At 64.6% G+C, this 19,854-nt stretch carries 18 protein-coding genes; 9 read left to right on the plus strand and 9 right to left on the minus strand.

Going from position 1 to position 19,854, the window contains the following annotated elements; translation table 11 throughout:
* Position 1 precedes the first annotated feature (1 nt).
* The 6 genes from CYU59_RS19630 to CYU59_RS19655 are packed head-to-tail and all read right to left on the minus strand — an operon-like array spanning position 2 to position 7,001.
* A complete protein-coding gene (locus CYU59_RS19630; protein ID WP_293001735.1) occupies positions 2 to 1,555 on the minus strand; it encodes a class I adenylate-forming enzyme family protein in 1,554 nt (517 codons plus the stop codon).
* Complete coding sequence (locus CYU59_RS19635) at positions 1,548 to 3,107, minus strand: class I adenylate-forming enzyme family protein (protein WP_293001737.1); 1,560 nt, start codon at positions 3,105 to 3,107, stop codon at positions 1,548 to 1,550. Before CYU59_RS19635 ends, CYU59_RS19630 begins: the two co-directional genes overlap by 8 nt.
* Positions 3,097 to 4,572: an AMP-binding protein gene (locus CYU59_RS19640; protein ID WP_293001739.1), complete on the minus strand. Its 1,476-nt coding sequence runs from the start codon at positions 4,570 to 4,572 to the stop codon at positions 3,097 to 3,099. Before CYU59_RS19640 ends, CYU59_RS19635 begins: the two co-directional genes overlap by 11 nt.
* Positions 4,569 to 5,363 (minus strand): enoyl-CoA hydratase/isomerase family protein, encoded by a 795-nt coding sequence (locus tag CYU59_RS19645; RefSeq protein WP_293001741.1) that lies wholly within the window; start codon positions 5,361 to 5,363, stop codon positions 4,569 to 4,571. Before CYU59_RS19645 ends, CYU59_RS19640 begins: the two co-directional genes overlap by 4 nt.
* On the minus strand, positions 5,348 to 6,154 hold the full coding sequence (locus CYU59_RS19650; protein WP_293001743.1) for an enoyl-CoA hydratase-related protein: 807 nt from the start codon (positions 6,152 to 6,154) through the stop codon (positions 5,348 to 5,350). Before CYU59_RS19650 ends, CYU59_RS19645 begins: the two co-directional genes overlap by 16 nt.
* A gap of 28 nt (positions 6,155 to 6,182) precedes the next feature.
* Positions 6,183 to 7,001, minus strand: coding sequence for an enoyl-CoA hydratase-related protein (locus CYU59_RS19655; protein ID WP_293001745.1), 819 nt, complete (start codon positions 6,999 to 7,001; stop codon positions 6,183 to 6,185).
* A 120-nt stretch (positions 7,002 to 7,121) separates the two neighbouring features.
* Between CYU59_RS19655 and CYU59_RS19660 the strand changes: the two genes are divergently transcribed.
* The 3 genes from CYU59_RS19660 to CYU59_RS19670 are packed head-to-tail and all read left to right on the plus strand — an operon-like array spanning position 7,122 to position 9,493.
* On the plus strand, positions 7,122 to 7,790 hold the full coding sequence (locus CYU59_RS19660) for a hypothetical protein (RefSeq protein ID WP_293001747.1): 669 nt from the start codon (positions 7,122 to 7,124) through the stop codon (positions 7,788 to 7,790).
* The gene (locus tag CYU59_RS19665) at positions 7,791 to 8,594 is read left to right on the plus strand and encodes a GntR family transcriptional regulator (RefSeq protein ID WP_293001749.1); all 804 of its coding nucleotides are present in this window, start codon (positions 7,791 to 7,793) and stop codon (positions 8,592 to 8,594) included.
* Positions 8,591 to 9,493, plus strand: coding sequence for an enoyl-CoA hydratase/isomerase family protein (locus CYU59_RS19670; protein WP_293001751.1), 903 nt, complete (start codon positions 8,591 to 8,593; stop codon positions 9,491 to 9,493). The genes CYU59_RS19665 and CYU59_RS19670 overlap by 4 nt, the downstream gene beginning before the upstream one ends.
* Before the next feature lie 14 nt (positions 9,494 to 9,507).
* Here CYU59_RS19670 and CYU59_RS19675 read toward each other — a convergent pair whose 3' ends face one another.
* Positions 9,508 to 10,287 (minus strand): TetR family transcriptional regulator, encoded by a 780-nt coding sequence (locus CYU59_RS19675; protein WP_293001753.1) that lies wholly within the window; start codon positions 10,285 to 10,287, stop codon positions 9,508 to 9,510.
* Between the two features lie 310 nt (positions 10,288 to 10,597).
* Between CYU59_RS19675 and CYU59_RS19680 the strand changes: the two genes are divergently transcribed.
* Genes CYU59_RS19680 through CYU59_RS19705 form a run of 6 tightly spaced genes read left to right on the plus strand, consistent with a single transcriptional unit; the run spans position 10,598 to position 17,394 of the window.
* Positions 10,598 to 11,488 (plus strand): enoyl-CoA hydratase, encoded by an 891-nt coding sequence (locus tag CYU59_RS19680; RefSeq protein ID WP_293001755.1) that lies wholly within the window; start codon positions 10,598 to 10,600, stop codon positions 11,486 to 11,488.
* Positions 11,469 to 12,671, plus strand: a complete 1,203-nt coding sequence (locus CYU59_RS19685) for an amidohydrolase family protein (RefSeq protein ID WP_293001757.1) — start codon at positions 11,469 to 11,471, stop codon at positions 12,669 to 12,671. The genes CYU59_RS19680 and CYU59_RS19685 overlap by 20 nt, the downstream gene beginning before the upstream one ends.
* 15 nt (positions 12,672 to 12,686) lie before the next feature.
* The gene (locus CYU59_RS19690) at positions 12,687 to 14,312 is read left to right on the plus strand and encodes an acyl-CoA synthetase (protein WP_293001759.1); all 1,626 of its coding nucleotides are present in this window, start codon (positions 12,687 to 12,689) and stop codon (positions 14,310 to 14,312) included.
* Entirely contained in the window at positions 14,309 to 15,145 is an 837-nt protein-coding gene (locus CYU59_RS19695) for an amidohydrolase family protein (protein WP_293001762.1), read from the plus strand. Before CYU59_RS19690 ends, CYU59_RS19695 begins: the two co-directional genes overlap by 4 nt.
* 2 nt (positions 15,146 to 15,147) lie before the next feature.
* Complete coding sequence (locus CYU59_RS19700; RefSeq protein WP_293001764.1) at positions 15,148 to 16,185, plus strand: acyl-CoA dehydrogenase family protein; 1,038 nt, start codon at positions 15,148 to 15,150, stop codon at positions 16,183 to 16,185.
* 18 nt (positions 16,186 to 16,203) lie between these two features.
* The gene (locus CYU59_RS19705; protein ID WP_293001766.1) at positions 16,204 to 17,394 is read left to right on the plus strand and encodes an acyl-CoA dehydrogenase family protein; all 1,191 of its coding nucleotides are present in this window, start codon (positions 16,204 to 16,206) and stop codon (positions 17,392 to 17,394) included.
* Position 17,395: 1 nt separating this feature from the next.
* Here CYU59_RS19705 and CYU59_RS19710 read toward each other — a convergent pair whose 3' ends face one another.
* Both CYU59_RS19710 and CYU59_RS19715 read right to left on the minus strand, forming a co-directional pair.
* A complete protein-coding gene (locus tag CYU59_RS19710; RefSeq protein WP_293001769.1) occupies positions 17,396 to 18,553 on the minus strand; it encodes a thiolase family protein in 1,158 nt (385 codons plus the stop codon).
* 20 nt (positions 18,554 to 18,573) lie between these two features.
* Positions 18,574 to 19,785, minus strand: coding sequence for a cytochrome P450 (locus CYU59_RS19715; protein ID WP_293001771.1), 1,212 nt, complete (start codon positions 19,783 to 19,785; stop codon positions 18,574 to 18,576).
* Positions 19,786 to 19,854 lie beyond the last annotated feature (69 nt).

Here is a 19,854-nt window from a genome sequence, read left to right on the forward strand (position 1 = left end):
TTTAGGACCCAGTGTTCGCCGCGGACAACATCTCTCGCAACCGCCGAATGTCCACCTTGCCCGTCGAACCGCGCGGAATCTCATCGTCGTCGGCGACCAGTAGCCACACGGTCGGGATCTTGAAGGAGCTCAACAGCTTCCGGGCCGATCGTCGCAGTTGCTCGACAGTGGCCACGCCGGCGTCGCACACCACCGCGGCCCCGACGCGATCTCCCCGTCCATCAACGATATTGGTGACGAACGCGTTGGAAACGCCGTCGATGTCTCGCAATGCCTGCTCGACCTCGGTGGGGTAGACGGTGGCGCCGCTGACCTTGAACATGTCGTCGGAGCGGCCGTGGTAGAACAGGAATCCGTCGTCGTCGAGCCGGCCCAGATCGCCGGTGGGGTAGAAGCCGTCGGCGGTGAAGAGCTCCTCGCGACTGCGTCGGCAGATTCCGCGCAACGTGTGCGGGCCCCGGATCTCGATCGTCCCGACGCTCCCCGGTGGAATGGGCTGTCCGCTATCGGAGTCGGTGATACGAACCTCCATGCCAGGGAACGGCTTGCCGCAACTGCCCCACGCCGAGCGCGGCATGTCGGTGTCGGCGGGATAGCCGCAATAGGGCCCGAAAGCTTCGGTCATCCCGAACAGCGTTGCCCGAGCGCCCGGTTGGGCACGCTGCTCGGTCGGTAGCAGCGCGGCCAAACTCGCCGGGTGCAGTGCGGACAGGTCGACGTGGTCCCGATGCGGGTGTTTCGCCAGCGCTTCGGCCTGATCGGGCCATCCGCGAAACAGCGTGACCCGCTCGCGCTCCAGCAGGTTCAGCGTGGACTGAGGTTGGGGGTTTTCCTCGGTGATCAGCGTTGCGCCGGCCGCCAGCGCGGACAGCACGCCGCCGCCGAAACCACCGACCCAGAAGAAAGGCATCGGTAAGTACAGGTGCGTCTCGAAACCGATGCAGCGGCTTGCCAATCCGGACCGGACAGCGCCCAGTGCACTGCCGTGCGAGTGCACGACACCTTTGGGCGGCCCGCTGCTGCCCGAGGTGAACATGATGACCATCGGATCGCTGGGCGTGACGGTCGCGGTGACGGCGTCGACCATGGCTGTGTCGGTCGCCGTCGGCACTTCATCGGTCTTCCAGACGCGCCGCAACGCCGGGAGTCCGGGGCGTTGCAACCTCCCGGTGAGATGGGGCAAGCCGAGTGCGGTAGCGAGGTCGTCGAGATAACGGTGGCCCCGAAATTCCTCGACGCTGATCAGGATCTGTACGGAAGCGGTCCGCAGTTGCGCGACCATTTCCGGTCCGGTCAGCAGTGTGCTCAGCGGAACCAATACGGCGCCGATGCGGGTGAGAGCGACGGCGATCTGTACCCAACCGACGCTGTTGGGCATGATGAGTCCGACGCGGCTGCCCTTCCCGACACCGGATTGCACCAGCCCTGCCGCCAGTTCCGTTGTGCTGTCGGCGAGTTCGCGGTAGCTGAGCCGATGCTCGGGATCAACCACCATCGGCTTGGCCGCATGCTCTGCCGCGCGGCGCCGAACCAGGTCGTCGATCGTGTCAGGCATCGAACAGACCCTTCATCCGCTGCAGATCCGGTTTTCCGCTGGCCAGCAGCGGTATCGCGGACGTCGGCAATATCGCGAACCGGCGCGGAATCTTGTACGCGGACAGTCGTGTTGCCAGCTCGCCGCGAAGCTTGGCTTCGTCCACTTCGGCCCCGACGACGACGGCGACCGCTACTTGCCCCCGGTCAGGGTCAGGAATCCCGAAGACATAGGAGGGCCCGCCGGTAACCGACCCGATCGCGTTTTCCACCTCGGCGGGCGAGACATTGGCTCCGGCCGTCTTGATCATCGATCCGCGTCGGCCGAGGTAATAGACGAACCCGTCGCTGTCGGTCGCTGCCAGATCGCCGGTGTGCAACCAGCCATCGGCGTCGAAGCACTCCTCGCGGCTGCGCTGGTAATAGCGCTGCATCAGGGCGGGCCCACGGATGCAGAGTTCGCCGCGTGCACCCTCTTCGATCGGCTCGCCGGTGTCTGGGTCGACGATCTTGGCGTGCAGCCCCGGTGCCGGCCGACCGAACGAACCACGCCGTCGTTCGGGCTGATCTGTCTCGTCACCGCTGATCAGCACCACACTGCCGGCCTCGGTGAGTCCGAGCATGTTGTGCCGCAATTCGGGGTCGACCGGTCGCGCGGCCGGATCCATGATCGGATAGAGATTGCCCCGTTTCATCGACGACAGATCGCGGCCGGCGAAGCTCGGATGCTTTGTCAGATTGACTATTCCCGCGACGAAACCATTGGTGACGGTGGGTCTCTCGGCCTCGAGTAGATCGAGGGTCTCGCCGGGATCCTCACTGACCGAGCACACCAGCGATGCTCCGGCGATCAAGGTGGCCAGGAGCGCAAACCCCAGTCCGCCGATCCAGAAGAACGGCGAGTTGCAGAACAGCGTGTCCGACGCGGTGAGGTCGCGGACCCCGTTGAGGGCTCGCTGATGGCCGATCAGCGAGGCGTGGGTGTGCATCGCCCCCTTAGGTGCGCTTGTGGTGCCCGACGTGTAGACGATCGTCAGCGGATCGGAGCCGGCCACGTCGTCTTCCATTGCGTTCAAGAGTGATTCGTCAACCTTCTCGGCCAGCTCTTCGAGCCGCGAGACATCGAAGAACACATACCGCAGGCGCGGTGCGACGACGGTGAACAGTCGATCGCCCGATTCGACGGTGCTGCCGGGTAACACCTCAGCCATCCGTCGGACATAGTCGTGTGATCTGAACGACGTTGCCGAGAGCAGAATTTCGGTATCGCTGTCGACGAGCTGCTGGTGCAGCTCGGGTGCGGCGGAGAAGGTCGAAAAGGGTATGACGACGGCGCCGATCCGCGCCGCGGCCAGCATGGCGACAACGAACGCGACGCCGTTCGGGTAGAGCAACCCGACGTGCGTGCCCTTGCCGGCGCCGAGTGCGATGAGTCCACGAGCCAGCAGCGCGGAACGCCGGTCCGCCTCGCCGTAGCTGAGGCGCTCGGAATCGCAGATCAGCAACGGATGATCGTCCCCAACGTCGGCCCGCATGCCCAACAGCTGGCTGACTGTTGCCGGTTCATTCCGCATGTCGGCTCATGGAATGGTCGAAATGCCGGCGGACCGCGGTCAGGTCCGGCTTGCCGGATGGTGTTCTCGGAATCTCCTCGACGATTTCGACACCGGTCGGAATCTCGTAGCGTGCCAATCGGTTTCGCAGATATTCAATGATTTCGTCGGCACTCGCCGATTGTCCCGCCCGGAACTCGACCATGGCCACCGGCGTTTCCCCGAGGCGCGCGTCGGGTCTCCCTACGACGGCAGCGCCTGCCACGGCTGGATGGCTTTCCACCGCGGCGCGTACGTCGTCGGGCAGCACTTTGAAGCCCCCGCGGATGATGGCCTGATCGGCGCGGCCGACGATCCACAGGAATCCGTCGGCATCGATTCGGCCGACGTCGGTGGTGCGCATCCAGTCTGCCGACGGGCCGAGTTGAGCGGGCTTCACCTCCAGCAGGCCGATGTGGTCGGGCCCGACCGGGACGCCGTCGTCATCGACGATGCGCAACTGTGCCCCGGGGTTGGCGCGGCCCACACTGCCACGCTTCGCCCGCCAATGGTCCCGGTAGTCGGGCAGCGTCCAGCTTGCCACCCCACCCCCGAATTCGGTTGCGGCATAGGAAGTCAGAACTGGGATTCCGAACTTCTCGGTGAACGCATCGGAATCGTCGGGCGACAGCGGCGCGGTGCCCGATGTCACCGCGCGAATTCCGGACAGGTCTTCACGCGAGAGGTTCGAGTGCAGCACCATCCGTAATGCGGTCGGCACCAATGACACTGCGCGGGGCCGATGAGCGCGCACCGCCTCGGCCCACCGGTCGAGTTCGAACCGCTCCAGCAACACGAACGGCCGCGCTTCGGCCACACATTGCAGGATTCGAAAGACGCCGCCGATGTGGACCAGGGGCGAGTTGACGATCGCCACCCCGCGACGCACCTCGGCGGGTGTCGAGTCGGGGTTGACCTCCGGTCCCAGAGCGCTGTGCGCCAGCATGTCATAGCTGAGGTCCACCCGTTTGGGAGGTCCGGTCGTACCGCTGGTCAACATCCGCACCGCGGTCCCCGATCGGGTCTGCGCCGCCCGATCTTCGACGGCCTCGGTCACATTCGGCTCGCCGTCGAGGTCCGAGATCGACACCAGCGTTGTTGCCACCTGTTCGCCGAGCGTCGTCAGGTCGCCAGGTTCGGCGATGATCATTGGCAGCGCAAGCTGATCCACATCCGCTCTGATCCGCTCTGCACCACGGGCAGGGTTGATCACCACGACCGTGGCGCCGCGGCGTAGTACACCGAGCAGACTCGCCACATGTGCCGGACGGTTGCGCAGCATGATGCCAACCTGAGGTTGCCCGTCACCGACGAGGTCGGATATCCGCGCGGCCAATGAGTCGACCTGGCCCCACGAAGACCATTGCCGGTCATACTCGAGTGCCGGTGCGTTGGGCTCGAGGTGCAATACGTCGTCGATGCGCCGACTGAGTCGATGCGGCGTCATCGAACGTTCGGACTCGAAGCCCGTTGCTCGGCGCTGTTCACCAGCTCGGCTGTGCCGATCGGATTCCCGAGCCGCGTGTAGATCAGGCCTTGTTCCATCGCCGCCCGATACGGCTTGTCGAGCGACTCCCAAATCGCCTTCACGGTTCCCTGGGTGGCCGACGGCGGCTTGGCGGCGATGGTCGCGGCTATCTGATGCGCACGAGACCACAAGTCCTCCGCGGCAACCACTTCGGATACCAGGCCGATGCGAAGAGCGGTGTCGGCACTGACACGTTCGTCGTTGCCCATCAACGCGATGCGCAACGTCTCGCCGAGCCCGATGCGACGCATCAAGCCGATCGGCTCCAGCGCGCACACCAGACCGGCCGAGACATGGGAGTCGAAGAACGTCGCATCGCTGGAGCAGATCACCACGTCGGATTCGTTGACGAAGTAGAACGCCCCCGCCGTGCACATGCCCTGCACGGCGCACACCACCGGCTTCCACATCTTCTGCCATTTCGGGCTGAGTGCCTCACCGGGATCCTCGTGATTCCAGATGTTTTCGGGCTGACCGTAGGGCGTTTTGATATCGAGACCGGCGCTGAAGGCCCGGTCACCGGCGGCGCGCAGGACGACGGCATGGACCGAGTCGTCCGCTTTGACGATGCGCCATACCTCGGTCATCTCGTCGCACATCGTTCGGTTGAACGCGTTCAGTTGCCGAGGGCGGTTCAGTGTGATGGTGGCGACGTGGTCAACGCGGTCCACATCGAGTTCCACTGTCTCGAAATTCATCGACACTGCCATTCCGGTGGCCGCTTCTCGACGAACGCTTTGGGTCCCTCCAGCGAGTCCTGGGTGTGCAGATTGCGCTCGCGGAAGGATTCGGCCAGCATCTCGGCCTCGTGCAGCGGCAGATCGAGACCTTTGACGATCGCCAGTCGAGTGCCCCGGACGGCAAGCGGCGCATTCAGGTTGACCGTATCGGCGATCTCGTGCGCGCGCTCCAGCAGGCGTTCGTGGTCGACGATCTCGCTGATCATTCCGAACTCGTAAGCGCGCTGCGCGGTCATCCGTTCGTGCTTGCCCATCAGGGCCATCCGCAGCGCTATCGACCGCGGCAGGACTCGCGCTACCCGGACCAACTCGCGAGCGGCAACCAGCCCGATGCTCACATGCGGGTCGAAGAACGTCGCCTTCTCGGAGGCGATCACGATGTCGCCGGTGGTGACCCAGTCCAGGCCGGCCCCGCAGCACAATCCGTTGATCGCGGCAAGCACCGGCTTGGCCATGGTGCGAAACGGCGGCGTGCCCTCCTGCGGCGCCTCCCACTGCTCGTAGGTCGACAGGTACGGCCGTTCGTTGATGACTTTCCCGTCACCGGGAATCGCCTTGACGTCCGCGCCGGTGCAGAACGCTCGACCAGTTCCGGTGACGATGAGAATCCAGACGTTGTCGTCGTTTTCGGCTTCGGCGTAGGCCTGCCGCAGTTCGGTCACCATGTGCGGGCTGAGTGCGTTCAGCGCGTCGGGCCGGTTCAGGGTGATGGTGGCTTTGTGCCCGTCCACCTCGTAGGTGATCGTGTCGTAGGTCTGCAACTCAGCACTCCTTTGGTCCGGCACGCCGTCAACGCCCTCGGAAGCGGGGTGCGCGCTGCTCACGAAAAGCCGCGAGGCCCTCTTTGAAATCAGCGGTTCGGCAGGATAATTCGACATCGAACAGCTCTTGGGTCATCGAATCGCTCAGCGATGCGTGCTGGCCGTAGTGGATGGCCTGTTTGGCCAAACCCAGGGCCACCGTGGGTCCGTCTGCCAAGCGGGCCAGCAGATCGTCTGTCGTACGGTCCAGGTCGTCCGGTGTGACAGCCTGGTGGATCAGGCCCCAGGCGGCGGCGTCGGTGGCGCCGACCTTGTCGCCGAGCAGCAGCATCTGCTTGGCGCGCGTGAGGCCGACCAGCCGCGGTAGGAGCCAGCTGGCCCCTGAATCCAGGCTGAATCCCCGTGCTGCGAACGGCTCCCAGAACACCGCATCGTCGGCGGCCACGGTGAAGTCGGCGGCCAGCGCCAGGTTGCAACCCAGTCCGGCGGCAAAACCCCGGACACTGCAGACCACGGGCAGGTGGATGCCGTGTACAAGCTCGATCACCCGGTTCGCGGCGTGCGGAACGCGCCGCAGCAGGTTGCCGGTTCGGGGTTGATGGCCGGCACTGTTGGTGGCCACCCAGTCGACGCCCGAGCAGAAGTCGTCACCGGCGCCGCGGAGGTGGACCGCCCGAATCGAGTCGTCGGTGGCGGCATCGGTCAGCGCCTCGACGAATGTCGCGATCATGTTCGGGGTCAGGGAATTCCGCCGGGACGGCCGATCGATGGTGAGGCGCAGGATGGCACCGTCGCGACTCGAGGTCAGCGAGCCATCGATCGATGCGGGGTCCGCGTCCTGGCTCACCGAAGGATCTACCCTTCCCTGTTGTTACGGATACCTCTACAGTAGGCACTACAATTGCTTCGCTGTATAACTTAGCAAGGAAAGCCGCCGTGCGGAACACAACCGTCGGGAAGAGGTCGGATGGGCGAACACCAGTCAGGGTCGGGCGTCCGATTCGGCGAGGCGCCGCTGGCCCAGACCGTCGCCGCGGCCGGCGCGATTCGCCGACTGGGGAACCTACTGCTGTCGATCGAACATCCGCACCCCACCGTGGACGCGATCGTCGCCCGGATCGGGGAGTGGGAGGCCGAGTTGAGCGCGGCGATTCCGCCGGACAGTGCGCCGAGGGTCGGAGCCGACGAGGCCGGGGTCTCGCGGGTCTACCTGGATCACGCGACGGACATCGGATCCTTCAATCCCTGTTTTCCGGAATACCACTTTGACCGCCTGGACGATGAGACCGCCTCGGGCACAGTGACTTTCCCGCTGGTCTACGAAGGACCGCCCGGTCTGGTCCATGGCGGCTTTCTCGCAGTGTTCTTCGACAGCGTCATTCAACACCAGAACTGCGTCACCGGCCTTGCCGGTAAGACTCGTTCATTGCAGGTCACATTCCGGCGCCCGACACCGGTGCTGACCGAACTCCGCTTCGACATCACCCGGACGCAGGAGGAGCGCGGCATCACCTCGACGGCCCGCCTGCTGCTCGGTGAGGAGGTGCTGTGCATCGGCGCGGTGACCACGTTGGCGCTGCCGCCGGAGAAGCTTACCGGGCATCGACTCGGCAAGCGGCGAGTCGAGCAGGTCTGAATGGTCGTGCAACGTTTTCGCCAGCCTCGGGTGGCCGAGCTCGTCGCCTCGAAGTTGAGGGATGACATCTTGTCCGGTCGCTTGAAGGAAGGGGACGTCCTGCCCTCGCAGGAAGCCCTTTTCGCCGAGTTCGGCGTCAGTCCGCCGGCGCTGCGGGAGGCGATTCATCTCTTGGAGACCGACGGACTGATTTCGGTTCGCCGGGGCAACGTCGGGGGAGCGCTGGTGCACCATCCGACTGCCGAGCGGACGGCGCACATGATCAGCATGGTGTTACAGACCCGGGCCGCGACTCCGGTCGACGTCAGCGAGGCGCTGATGCATCTCGAACCGATCTGTGCGGGGATGTGCGCGGCGCGTGCGGATCGCATGACGGAAGTCGTGCCCTACTTGGAGAGCGAAATCAAAATTCAGACAACACAATTCGACGACCTGTCGAGCTATGTGCCGAATGCCCGCCGGTTCCACGAGACATTGGTGTCCCGGTGCGGCAACGAGCCGATGATCCTGCTGATCGGATCCCTGGAGTTGATCTGGTCCGCACACGAGTCGGCGGTGTGGAATGGCCACGGTGAGCCGGCGACGATGGTGGACAAGACCAGGCGGGCGGCGCTGCGGGACCACCAGCGGTTGCTCGACGCCATCCGCGACGGCAACGCCGCCCGAGCAGTCAGACTGGCGCAGGATCACCTCGCCGCGGCCCGCCGCAGCACGCTCGCTTTCGGCACCGGGCAGACCATCGAGGCGAAGCTGGTGTCGAACCTCGACCTGGGCACGGATGTCAAGAAAGGGTCGAGTAGATGACCGCCTCAGACAGTGGTGACGAACGCGTCCTGTTCGAGATCGAGCCGGAAAAGCGGATCGCCACAATCACATTGAACAATCCGCAGCAGCGCAACTCCTACGACGCAACCATGCGGGATGCCGTCGCCCGCTGCCTGGACCGGGTGGCGGATGACGACGATCTCACCGTGGTGCTGCTGCGGGGAAGCGACGGGGTGTTCAGTGCCGGCGCGGACATGAACAACGCCTACGGCTGGTACGGGGAACGGGATTCGACATCAGCGGATGCCCGACCGGCGAAGAGCCGGCCGAGCCAGCGCCGCCGGCTCACGGTCGATCGCAAGTCGTTCGGCTTCTATCACAACCTGATGGGTTTTCCGAAGGTCACCGTGGGGGAGATCAGCGGGTACGCGCTGGGCGGTGGATTCGAGATCGCTTTGATGACAGACATTTCCGTCATCGCCCGCACGACCAAGATCGGCATGCCGGCCACCCGGTTTCTGGGTCCGGCGCTGGGCAGTCTGCACATGTTCTTCCACCGGCTGGGTCCGGTGTTGACGAGACGTCTACTGCTGACCGGCGACATCGTCGAGGCCGAAACGGTGGAGCACCTCGGCGTCTTCACCGAAACCTGCGAGGCCGGGCAGGTTCAGGCGCGGGCCCGGTACTGGGCCGAGAAAGCCGCCAAGATGCCGGCCGACGGCGTCGTCATCGCCAAGGAGGCTTTCCGTCTCGTCGAGCAGAGTCAGGCCTATCAGGGCGAGGAGGTCGCGAGCTATCTCTTTCACGCGTTCGGCACGAATCTGCAGTTCGCGCCGGGGGAGTTCAACTTCGTCAAGACGCGGGCTCAGCACGGAACCAGGGAGGCGTTCCGGCTCCGGGACGAGCATTTCCAGGTGCCGGAACCGCCGAAAGGCTGAATGGACCGGCTGGGTCAGCTCTTGGTGCGCCCGGCCGGAGTCGACTTGCGTGCCCGGGCCGGCGTCGACTTACGCTGTCGCGCAGCCGGCTTGGCGCGCTGCTCGATCAGCCTGCCGGCGTTGTCGAGAATGCAGTCGAGGCCGTATTCGAAATTGATGTCGTCGGGGGCGCCGATGTGATGACCCTTGGCCGTCATCCGGGCCAGCAGCGGTGTCACGTCCGGGTCGATGATCATCGAGTCTTCGATTGTTCGCCCACCGTTTTCGCTCGCCGCATTCTTCTCGTTCAGGCGGTGCAGCACGACCGATCCCCGGACATGAACCGACATCGCCGAGTAGGTGGCGAACGCCTGTTCCGGCGACAGCCCCGCTTCGACCAGTCCCGCGATCGCCTTCTCGATCTCTTGAACTCCGACCCGGGCGGCCCGCGGACTGAGCGCTGACCGAATCAGAATCAGGTCGCACAGAATTGGGTTGCCCATGAAGGCTTTCCGCATCGACCGGGCATGATTGCGCAGAGTCTCGCGCCAGTCCGTGGCCTCCACGTATGGCGTCGCGAAGACGTATTTACGCAACGCGCGGTCGGTCATCGCGTTGAGCAGGTCGTCTTTCTTGCGGAAATACCAGTAGATGCTCGTGACGCCGACACCGAGGTGCTTGCCGAGCAATGGCATGCTCAGGTTGTCGATCGACACCTGCTCCGCGAGTTCGAACGCACCGCTGATGATGTCGTCGGGATTGATCGACCCGCGTTCGCGCCGCTGCCGCTTCTCGGCGGTCGCTTGTTTGGCCATTGCGGGCACCTCCCTCACCTTAAGCTGATTACTGTAGTACCTATCGTAGGGCTTTAAATACGGATGGCGCCAAGCCGGCAGCGGCCCGCTGTCCGCTCCGATCAGTTGAGGCCAACCAAATCACTTCGGTGATAGTGGTTTTGGTGCAACGGGTCGACCAGTGAGAGGCCCTTGGCGCTGACGGAGTCGGTGTTGTCCGCACGCCGCCGAGAGCCGTTGGCCGACTGTTGTGGAATGCACTACTGATAGGTATACAGTATGCATACAAGCTGCCGTGGAATCGTCGGCTTGTTTCACGGGAGGACGGTCGATGAGCACCACCGAAGACCGCGTTGCCGACCCTGGTCAGGACGAGGCAGTGGTCTACGAGGTCACCCCGACCGGTGTCGCCGTGATGACACTCAACCGACCTTACCGGCTCAACACCTGGGGCGGGGATATCGCCACGGCGTTCTATGCGGGACTGGACCGCGCCGAACGCGACCCGGCGGTGCGGGTGATCGTGCTGACCGGCCGCGGCAAGGCCTTCTGCGCCGGTGCCCAGTTGGGGTCGATGGGAAACGTCACCGAGTCACTCGAGAAGACCGACGAGGGAAAGCTGGCCAGTCTGATCGGCGACCGGCAGCCGCACCACCTGACCACGCTGAGCAAACCGGTCGTCGCCGCGATCAACGGGTCGTGTGTCGGGATCGGTCTCACCCAGGCGCTGATGTGCGACGTCCGATTCGCCGCCGCCGGGTCGAAGTTCGCCGCGTCGTTCGCCCGCCGTGGACTGATCGCGGAATACGGCGTCTCGTGGATCTTGCCGCGCCTGACCGGTTGGGGTGTGGCACTCGATCTGTTGCTGAGCGGTCGCACCTTCCTTGCCGACGAAGCGGCCGAGCTCGGATTGGTCAAAGAGGTCGTGCCGCCCGATCAACTGATGGCCCGAACGATGGCCTACGCCGAGGACATCGCCCAAAACTGTTCCCCGGCATCGATGGCCATCATCAAGCGGCAGGCTTACGGCGACGCGATGCGTGACGTCGCCGACTCGAGCGCACGGTCCGAACTGCTGCTGCAGCAATCACTCAAACGTCCCGATGTGATCGAAGGCATCACCAGCTTCCTGGACAAGCGCCCGCCGAGTTTTCCCGGGCTTGTTGCCTCCGATGAATCGAGCGGTACCGGAAAGGATGACCATGGGGACCCTGGGTTATAAAGCGATCGACGTCGACAATCACTACTACGAACCGCTGGACGCGTTCACCCGGCATCTGGACAAGAGGTTCCGTCGGCGTGGCGTGCAGATCTTCAAGGACGGCAAGCACTCTCAGGCCGTGATCGGCGACCGGGTGAACCGTTTCATCCCTAATCCGACCTTCGACCCGATCATTGTGCCCGGTTGCCTGGATCTGCTTTTCCGCGGCGAGATTCCCGAGGGAGTGGACCCCGCTTCACTGTTGAAAGTCGAGCGACTCGAGCAGCATCCGGAGTATCAGGACCGCGAGGCCCGTATCGCGGTGATGGAAACTCAGAGCATCGAAACCGCCTTCATGCTTCCGACATTCGCGTGCGGGGTCGAGGAGGCGCTCAAGCATGATGTGGAAGCGACGATGGCGTCGGTTCACGCGTTCAACCTGTGGCTGGACGAGGACTGGGGCTTCGACCGCCCCGACCACCGGATCATCTCCGCGCCGATCATCTCGCTCGCCGACCCCGCCGGCGCTTTGGCGGAGGTGGAGTTCGTGCTGTCCCGCGGGGCCAAGCTCGTGCTGGTGCGTCCGGCGCCGGTGCCCGGCGTCGTCCGGCCGCGATCGTTGGGTGACCCCGCGCACGATCCGGTGTGGGCCGCGCTAGCCGAAGCGGGAGTCCCGGTGGGCTTCCACCTCAGCGACTCCGGCTACCTCCAGATCGCCGGAATATGGGGCGGCAAATCGACTTTCGAGGCGTTCGGCGGGTCGGATCCGCTGGACCAGATCCTCGTCGACGACCGGGCGATCCACGACACGATGGCCTCGATGATCGCACACGGGGTGTTCACCCGTCATCCGGCCCTCAAGGCCGTCAGCATCGAGAACGGGTCTTATTTCGTCCACCGGTTGATCAAGCGGCTGAAGAAGGTGGCCAACAACCATCCGAAACTGTTCCCGGTGGATCCGGTCGAACAACTGCGCAACAACGTCTGGATTGCGCCCTACTACGAGGACGACCTGCCCGAGCTGGCCGGCGTGATCGGCGTCGAGAAGATCTTGTTCGGATCGGACTGGCCGCACGGTGAAGGCTTGGAGAACCCGGTGTCGTTCACCGAGGAACTTGTCGGCTTCAGCGACGCCGACGTCCGAAAGGTTATGCGCGACAACGCACTGGACCTGTTGGACGTCAAGGTCGGCTCGGCGGCGTGATCGGTTGCGCGCGTCATGAGTGAGTGGACCATAGGCCAGGTCCTCGACGTGATCGCCGAGGTCATTCCAGACCGGGCTATCACCGTCTGCGGCGAGCACCGCAGGACGTTCGCCGAAGCGGCCGACCGCACCCGGCGGCTGGCCAACTACTTGGCGGCCAACGGCTTTGGCGCGCGCACGGAGCGGTCCGCGCTGCAGAACTGGGAGTGCGGACAGGATCGCGTAGCGCTGATCATGCACAACGACCTGTACGCCGACATGGTCATCGGGTGCCTGAAGGCCCGCACGGTTCCGGTGAACGTCAACTACCACTACACGCCGCGCGAGGTCCAGAAACTACTCGACTACGTCCAACCCAGTGCGGTCGTCTACCACAAATCACTCGGCGCAAAGTTCGCCGACGTGCTGCCACCCGACAGCGCCCGCCTGCTGCTGTCGGTGGACGACGGCAGCGTGGGACCCGACCTGGCCGGCGCGGTGTCACTGGATGACGCACTGGCCCAGGGGAACATCGACCACGATTTGGTCCCCTCACCCGACGACCTGTTGATGATCTGCACCGGTGGCACAACCGGCCATCCCAAGGGTGTGCTCTGGCGGCAGTCCGACATTTACGTGTCGTCGATGGTGGGCGCGGATCATGGCAGTGCCCAGGAGATCCGTGACAAGGTCAGCCGTAATGGCGGGCCACCCTGGTTCGCCGTGTCGCCGCTGATGCATGCCGCGGGCATGTGGACGGCATTCTCGGCGATCATGGCCGGGCTGACCGTCGTGCTGTACGACACCAGTAAGAAATTCGACCCGCAGTCGGTCTGGCAGACCGCGGACCGGGAAAAGGTCTCCATGATGACGATGGTGGGTGACGCCTACGCCGCGCCACTGGTCGCCGAGTTGCGTCGCGGCCGGTACGACCTGTCATCGCTGGCTGCCATCGGAACGGGTGGCGCCGCAACCAATCTCAAACATCAACAGGCGTTGTTGGAGATGCTGCCGCAACTCACACTGATCAACGGGTACGGATCGTCGGAAACCGGGAACATGGGATTCGGGCACAGTCACGGTGACAGCCGGTCCGACACCTTCACCCTGCGCGAAGGCGGACTCGTTCTCTCCGACGATTACAGCCATTTCCTTTCTCCAGGCAAGCGCGAGATCGGCTGGGCCGCAAGGCAAGGGCGGATCCCCCTGGGATATTTCGACGATGCCGATGCCACCCGCCGGACCTTTCCGGTCGTCGACGGCAAGCGGGTGGTGATATCGGGCGACCGTGCAGCGCTGGAGCCCGACGGGACGTTGCGGCTCTACGGACGTGACGCGCTGGTGGTCAACACCGGCGGTGAGAAAGTGTTCGTCGAGGAGGTCGAAGAAGTGCTGCGCGCGCACCCGGATGTCGCCGATGCTCTGGTAGTCGGTCGGCCCAGCGAACGATGGGGTGAGGAGGTGGTCGCCGTGGTTCAGCTGAAAAACGGTGTCGACGCCGTCGACGCGGTGCTGCGGGCGCACTGTGCGGCCCAACTGGCCGGATTCAAAGTGCCCAAGGAGTTCGTCCTCGTCGAGGAGGTCCACCGCCTCGGTAACGGCAAGGCCGACTACCGATGGGCGAAAAGGCAAGCGACAGAAAAGGCATCGATGTCGACATGAGCGATCGAGTGATCGACTGCCTCGTCAACGTGCATTTCGGTGAAACCGAGATGCAGCCGACCTGGATGGTCAAGGTGCGTGACGACTATTTCAAGGGTCCGGACGCGATGTTCGCACCGGTGGATCTGTCCGCCCTGCTCGACGAGATGGACGCCCACGGCGTGGGCAAGGCCGTGCTGATGGACAACCTCGCGAAGCCGTCGGTCACCGCGCGCAAATTCGTCGAGGCCAAGCCCGATCGGTTCGCGCTGGCCATGGGCGGCGTCAACTTGCTGCGGCCGATGCCGTCGCTGCGTGAACTCACCGCGGTGGTGAACGATCTACCCGTCGCCTATGCCGTTGTCGGGCCCAGCTTCTGGGGTGACGGCATGTATCCACCGAGCGACGCCGTCTACTACCCGCTGTACACCAAGTGCGCCGAAATCGGTCTGCCGCTGTGCATCAACACCGGAATCCCCGGGCCGCCCATACCCGGGGAGGCGCAGAATCCCATCCACCTGGACCGGGTCTGTGTGCGCTTCCCCGAGCTGAAGCTGTGCATGATCCACGGCGCGGATCCCTGGTGGGACATTGCCATCCGACTGCTGATCAAATACGCGAACCTGCGCCTGATGACGTCGGCGTGGTCGCCGAAGCGGCTACCGGAGAGCCTGCTGCACTACATGCGAACCCGCGGAACGGACAAGGTGATCTACGCCTCGGACTGGCCGGTACTCACGATGCGTCGCGTCATTCCGGAGGCGCGGGCGCTGGACCTGCCCGCCGACGTGCTGGAGAACTATCTCTACAACAACGCTCAGAAATTCTTCTTCGAAGGCCACGAGGAGCACTGACCATGGATCGCTACGAACTCCGCAGACTCGACTACAGCCTCAGTGACGACCACCAGGCGCTGCAGGCGGCATATCGGGACTTCTTCAAGACCCACTGCCCGATCGAGACTGTCCGCGCCGCCGAGGAATCCGGCTTCGACAAGAGCCTTTGGGAGCGGCTGTGCGGGATGGGGGCCACCACGATGGCGCTGCCCGAGACAGCGGGGGGCGACGGCGCCACGCTGGTCGATCTGACGCTGGTCGCCGAGGAGATCGGCCGATCGCTGGCACCCGTGCCGTGGATCGACCACGTCTGCACCGCAAGGCTGCTGGCCAGGCTGGGGTCCGCCGAGGCCGATGTGGTCAGCGGCCGGGAACTCGCGGCATTCGATGCGCAGCATGACAATGTGCGCGGGACACGGTTGATCCCGACCGGATCGATCGCCGATCACATTGTTGTTCGCGACGGTGACGACGTGGTGCGACTCAGCTTCGACACCCGCCCGCCCCGGGTCGACAACATCGGCCGGCTCCCGATGGCCTGGATTGATCCCGCCGCCGCAGACACCCGTGTCGTCTTGGCCGGCGGATCAGAGGCGGCAGCGGAATACCAACGCGCGCTGGATGAGTGGCGGGTGCTGATGGCCGCCGCCCTGACCGGTCTGGTCGAGGAGACGATGACCATCGCGGCGGAGTTCGCCAAGACGCGTTACACCCTGGGCGTGCCGATCTCGACGTTGCAGGGCATCTCGCATCCGCTGGCGAACATCGCGATCACCGTGCAGGGCGGGCGCAATCTGGCGCGCCGGGCCGCGTGGTTCCTGGACAACGAACCCGACGAGCGGCCCGAGCTGGCGGCGTCGGCGTTTGTGTTCATGGCCGAGGAGGCGTCGAAGGCCGCGACCATGGCGGTGCACGTGCAGGGCGGTCTCGGGGTGTCCGCGGAGGCCGCGGCCACCGCCTATCTGGTGCGGGCGCGTGGTTGGGCACTGGCCGGGGGCGACCCGGGCGCAAGCGCCAAGTACATCGGCGAACTCGTCGCCGCCCGCGAAAGCCGTTGAGAGAGAGAGGGTAGTCCGGTGGACTTTTCACGAGTGATCCTTGCCGACGACGATCAGACTTTTCTCGACGAGGCCCGCGAATTTCTGACCACGCATGTGACCGACGACGTCCGTCGTCGCGACCGCGAGACCGGGGACAATTTCGACGAGGACGTCCACCTGGCGCTGGGGGCCGCGGGCTACCTGGCGAGGGAGTGGAAAGGCGCCGCCGACGGCGGCTTCTCCCGAGTCCGGCGCCGCATCTGGGAGCTGGAGAAGCGCCGGGCGCACGTCCCCTGGGTGACCTGGGGGACCACCGCCATGGTCGCGCACTCGGTGGCGAAATTCGGATCCCCCGAAGTGCAGGCCGAAGTCATGCCGAAAGTCTTCAGCGGCGAAGCGCGGCTGTGTCTGGGCTACACCGAACCCGAGGGTGGATCCGACATCGCGACGTGCAAGACCCGTGCCGTCCGCGACGGTGACAGCTGGGTGATCAACGGCGCCAAGATGTTCACCACCGGCGCGCACAAGTGCCAGTACGTCTTCCTGATCACCAACACCGAACCGGAGGCTCCAAAGCACAAGAGCCTGACCATGTTTCTGGTGCCTTTGAGCTCACCGGGCATCGAGATCCAGGGCATCCGCACCGTCGACGGTGACCGCACCAACATCGTCTACTACAGCGATGTGCGGGTCGACGACAAGTATCGACTCGGCGAGGTCAACGCGGGCTGGACGGTGCTTCGTGAGCCGCTCAACACCGAGCACGGCGCGGTGGCCGCCGCACCGGACGGGCTGCAGGATGTGTCGATCATGATGCACCAGGCAAGTTTCATGACACATGCCGTGGACGCTGCCGGCGCCAAGGCGGCACAGCGGCATCCAGACGGGCACCGGTCGGTCGACGACGAATCAGTGGCGTACCGGCTGGGCCGCAGTGCCGCGCGCGTGGAGGCCGCGCTCAGCGCGCCCGGCATCTTCGGACGGGTGGCGATCGCGCAGACCATGCGTGACGTCTCCCCGGAACTGATGGATCTGCTCGGCACGGCGTCGACACTGCCATACGGAACCGACGGCGCCGCCGACGACGGAGCGTCGGAATACGTCTACCGATTCGCCCCGCTGGTCGGCATCTACGGCGGCACACTCGAGGTGTTCCGCAACATGATCGCGCAATACATGCTCGGCCTTGGCAAGCCGAACTACTCTGCGCCGAAGAAGGTTTCGTAGACTACGTGGTCAGTATCGTCGCGGCCGCGGTGCCGGGCGCACCGTAAACCTGGGCGAATCCGACTCGTGGGGTGCCCGGGACTTGGCGGTCGCCGGCCTCGCCCCGCAGCTGCCGCACCAATTCGTGCATCTGACGCAAACCGGATGCACCGATCGGCTCGCCGTTGGCGATCAGTCCACCGTCGGTGTTGACCGGCATCGCGCCGTTGATCTCGGTGGCACCCTCGGCCAGCAGCTTCTCCTGTTCGCCGTCGGCGCAGAAGCCGGCCTCCGCCATGTGGATGACCTCGGCACCGGCATCGGTGTCCTGCAATTGGATGACATCGACGTCTTGCGGTGCGACACCGGCTCTCTCGAATGCGGCCCGCGCGGCGTACACCGTCGGCGAGGCGTCCTCGGCCACCGGCGCATAGGTGGTGTTGACCTCGTAGGCGCCATAGCGACGGGTACGGACTTCGACTGCCCGCACATAGACCGGCTTGGCGGTGTACCGGTGTGCGATGTCCGCCCGGCACATCACCACCGCGGCAGCGCCCTCGTCGGGTGTGCAGAACATGTACTGCGTCAGTGGGTAATTCAGTACGGGCGAGGCCAGGATGGCCTCTTCGGAGATGGGCTTGCGCCGAAAAGCGTTGGGGTTGAGGGCACCGTTGCGAAAGTTCTTCGCGGCTACCTTTGCCAGGGTGTCGGTCGAGATGCCGTAGTCGTGAAGGTACCTGTTCGCTTTCATGCCGAAGTACTGCGTGGTCAGGTACTGGCCGTTCTCCGCATACCAGCGCGGCATACCCACCAGCGCGGGATCTTCGGTGAATGCTCCACGCGGGTGCTTGTCCATCCCGACGGCGATGCCGATGTCGTAGTCGCCCAGCCGAATACTGTCCGCGCACAGTTTGGTTGCGCTGGCGGCGGTGGCGCAGGCGTTGAACACGTCGGTGAACGGGATTCCGGTCAACCCGACCATGCCCACAATGGCATCCGGGTTGGCCACCGTCCAGCTTCCGCCGACTGCGAATTGGACGTCGTTCCACTCGATGCCGGCATCAGTCAAGGCGAATCCGATCGCGTCCGCAGCCATCTGCATGGCGGACTTGCCCTCGAAGCGACCGAAAGGATGCAGACCGACGCCGATAATCGCGACCTCGTTGGTGCTGCGGCTCATGCGTTGGCTCCCATCGGTACTCAGCTCTTGGTGAATGTCACGGGAAGTGCGGACGGGGAGCGGAACGGTTGGCCGTAGATGTGCGGATCGTCGTCGGTGACGAGCTGGAGATCGGTGACCCGATCCAGCAGACACTCCAGCGCGACCCGCGTCTCCATGCGTGCCAGATGCAGGCCCAGACAGGTGTGCTCGCCGGCGGCGAACGAGATGTGCGGCATGTGCTCCCGCCGGATGTCGAAATCCTCGGCGTGGCGCCAGCGTTGCTCGTCTCGATTGGCCGAGCCGATGCACAGGTCGACCGCCGATCCCGCAGGAATCGCAACTCCCTGTAACACAGTGTCTTCGGTGGTGAATCGCTGCACCGTGGTCAGCGGCGTCTCGAAACGCAGCCCCTCTTCGATCGCCGGGCCGATCAGCGAACGGTCGGCCTGCACCGCGGCGAACTGTTCGGGATGAGTCAGCAGCAGGAAAAGCAGGTTGCCTGACGAGCGGTAAGTGGTTTCCAGTCCGGCGGGCAGCAGCAGTCGGAGAAACGAGTAAATCGCTTCGTCGCTGAGTCTTTCGCCGTCGATCTCCGCGGTCACCAGATCGCCGATGATGTCTTCGGTCGGGGTGTCCCGGCGTTGTTCGATCTGGGCCAGGAAGTAGTCCTTCAGTGCGGCGGAGGCTTCGAAGGCGCGCTCGTATTTGATCGTGTAGTTGATCAGTTGCACCGCGCGCTCGCGGAAAGTCGGCAAGTCTTCGGCGGGCAGGCCCAGCAGCGTGGCGATCACCCGGGTCGGGAATTCGAAGGTGAAATCGCGGACCAGGTCCGCCCGCCCGGCGTCGACGAACTCGTCGATCAGCGCGTCGCAGATGGGGCGCACGACTTCGGGTTCCCATCGGACCAGCGCCTTGGATTTGAACGCCGCGGACACCAGATTGCGGTGTTCGCGATGTGTCTTGCCCGCCATGGCCAGGATGGACGGCCCGATGAACAGTCCGATGGTGTTGTCGTAATACTGCGAACTGAAAGTCTGGGCGTCACGGAAGGCGGCGTTCACCGCCTCGAAGGACACGGCGGCGAAAGAGTTCTTCGGGCGCAGCGATTCGGGTGTCTTCGAATAGTCGACGACTGTTCCGTGGAAAACGCCTGCGCCGTGGCGTTTGTCGGCGAAGTACGGATAGGGGTCGCGGATGAAACCGGCCGGTTTGTCGTCGCCGACGGCGACGGTCCGAGTGTGACCTTCCACAGCTACGCTCCGGCTTCTTCGGGCGGATCGGCGTCTTGCCGCATGATCGTACTGTAACAATTACAGTAG

Origin of the sequence: Mycobacterium sp. (genome assembly GCF_002863225.1) — a bacterium.
In the GTDB taxonomy this organism is placed as follows: Bacteria; Actinomycetota; Actinomycetes; order Mycobacteriales; family Mycobacteriaceae; genus Mycobacterium.

Excerpts from the sequence above, each read along its gene's own strand:
- CYU59_RS19700 (WP_293001764.1), top strand. The coding sequence starts at position 15,148 with ATGGATCGCTACGAACTCCGCAGACTCGACTACAGCCTCAGTGACGAC.
- CYU59_RS19680 (WP_293001755.1), top strand. The coding sequence starts at position 10,598 with ATGAGCACCACCGAAGACCGCGTTGCCGACCCTGGTCAGGACGAGGCA.
- CYU59_RS19635 (WP_293001737.1), bottom strand. The coding sequence starts at position 3,107 with ATGCGGAATGAACCGGCAACAGTCAGCCAGCTGTTGGGCATGCGGGCC.
- CYU59_RS19710 (WP_293001769.1), bottom strand. The coding sequence starts at position 18,553 with ATGAGCCGCAGCACCAACGAGGTCGCGATTATCGGCGTCGGTCTGCAT.
- CYU59_RS19670 (WP_293001751.1), top strand. The coding sequence starts at position 8,591 with ATGACCGCCTCAGACAGTGGTGACGAACGCGTCCTGTTCGAGATCGAG.
- CYU59_RS19685 (WP_293001757.1), top strand. The coding sequence starts at position 11,469 with ATGGGGACCCTGGGTTATAAAGCGATCGACGTCGACAATCACTACTAC.
- CYU59_RS19630 (WP_293001735.1), bottom strand. The coding sequence starts at position 1,555 with ATGCCTGACACGATCGACGACCTGGTTCGGCGCCGCGCGGCAGAGCAT.
- CYU59_RS19640 (WP_293001739.1), bottom strand. The coding sequence starts at position 4,572 with ATGACGCCGCATCGACTCAGTCGGCGCATCGACGACGTATTGCACCTC.
- CYU59_RS19665 (WP_293001749.1), top strand. The coding sequence starts at position 7,791 with ATGGTCGTGCAACGTTTTCGCCAGCCTCGGGTGGCCGAGCTCGTCGCC.
- CYU59_RS19660 (WP_293001747.1), top strand. The coding sequence starts at position 7,122 with ATGGGCGAACACCAGTCAGGGTCGGGCGTCCGATTCGGCGAGGCGCCG.
- CYU59_RS19690 (WP_293001759.1), top strand. The coding sequence starts at position 12,687 with ATGAGTGAGTGGACCATAGGCCAGGTCCTCGACGTGATCGCCGAGGTC.
- CYU59_RS19675 (WP_293001753.1), bottom strand. The coding sequence starts at position 10,287 with ATGGCCAAACAAGCGACCGCCGAGAAGCGGCAGCGGCGCGAACGCGGG.
- CYU59_RS19645 (WP_293001741.1), bottom strand. The coding sequence starts at position 5,363 with ATGGCAGTGTCGATGAATTTCGAGACAGTGGAACTCGATGTGGACCGC.
- CYU59_RS19695 (WP_293001762.1), top strand. The coding sequence starts at position 14,309 with ATGAGCGATCGAGTGATCGACTGCCTCGTCAACGTGCATTTCGGTGAA.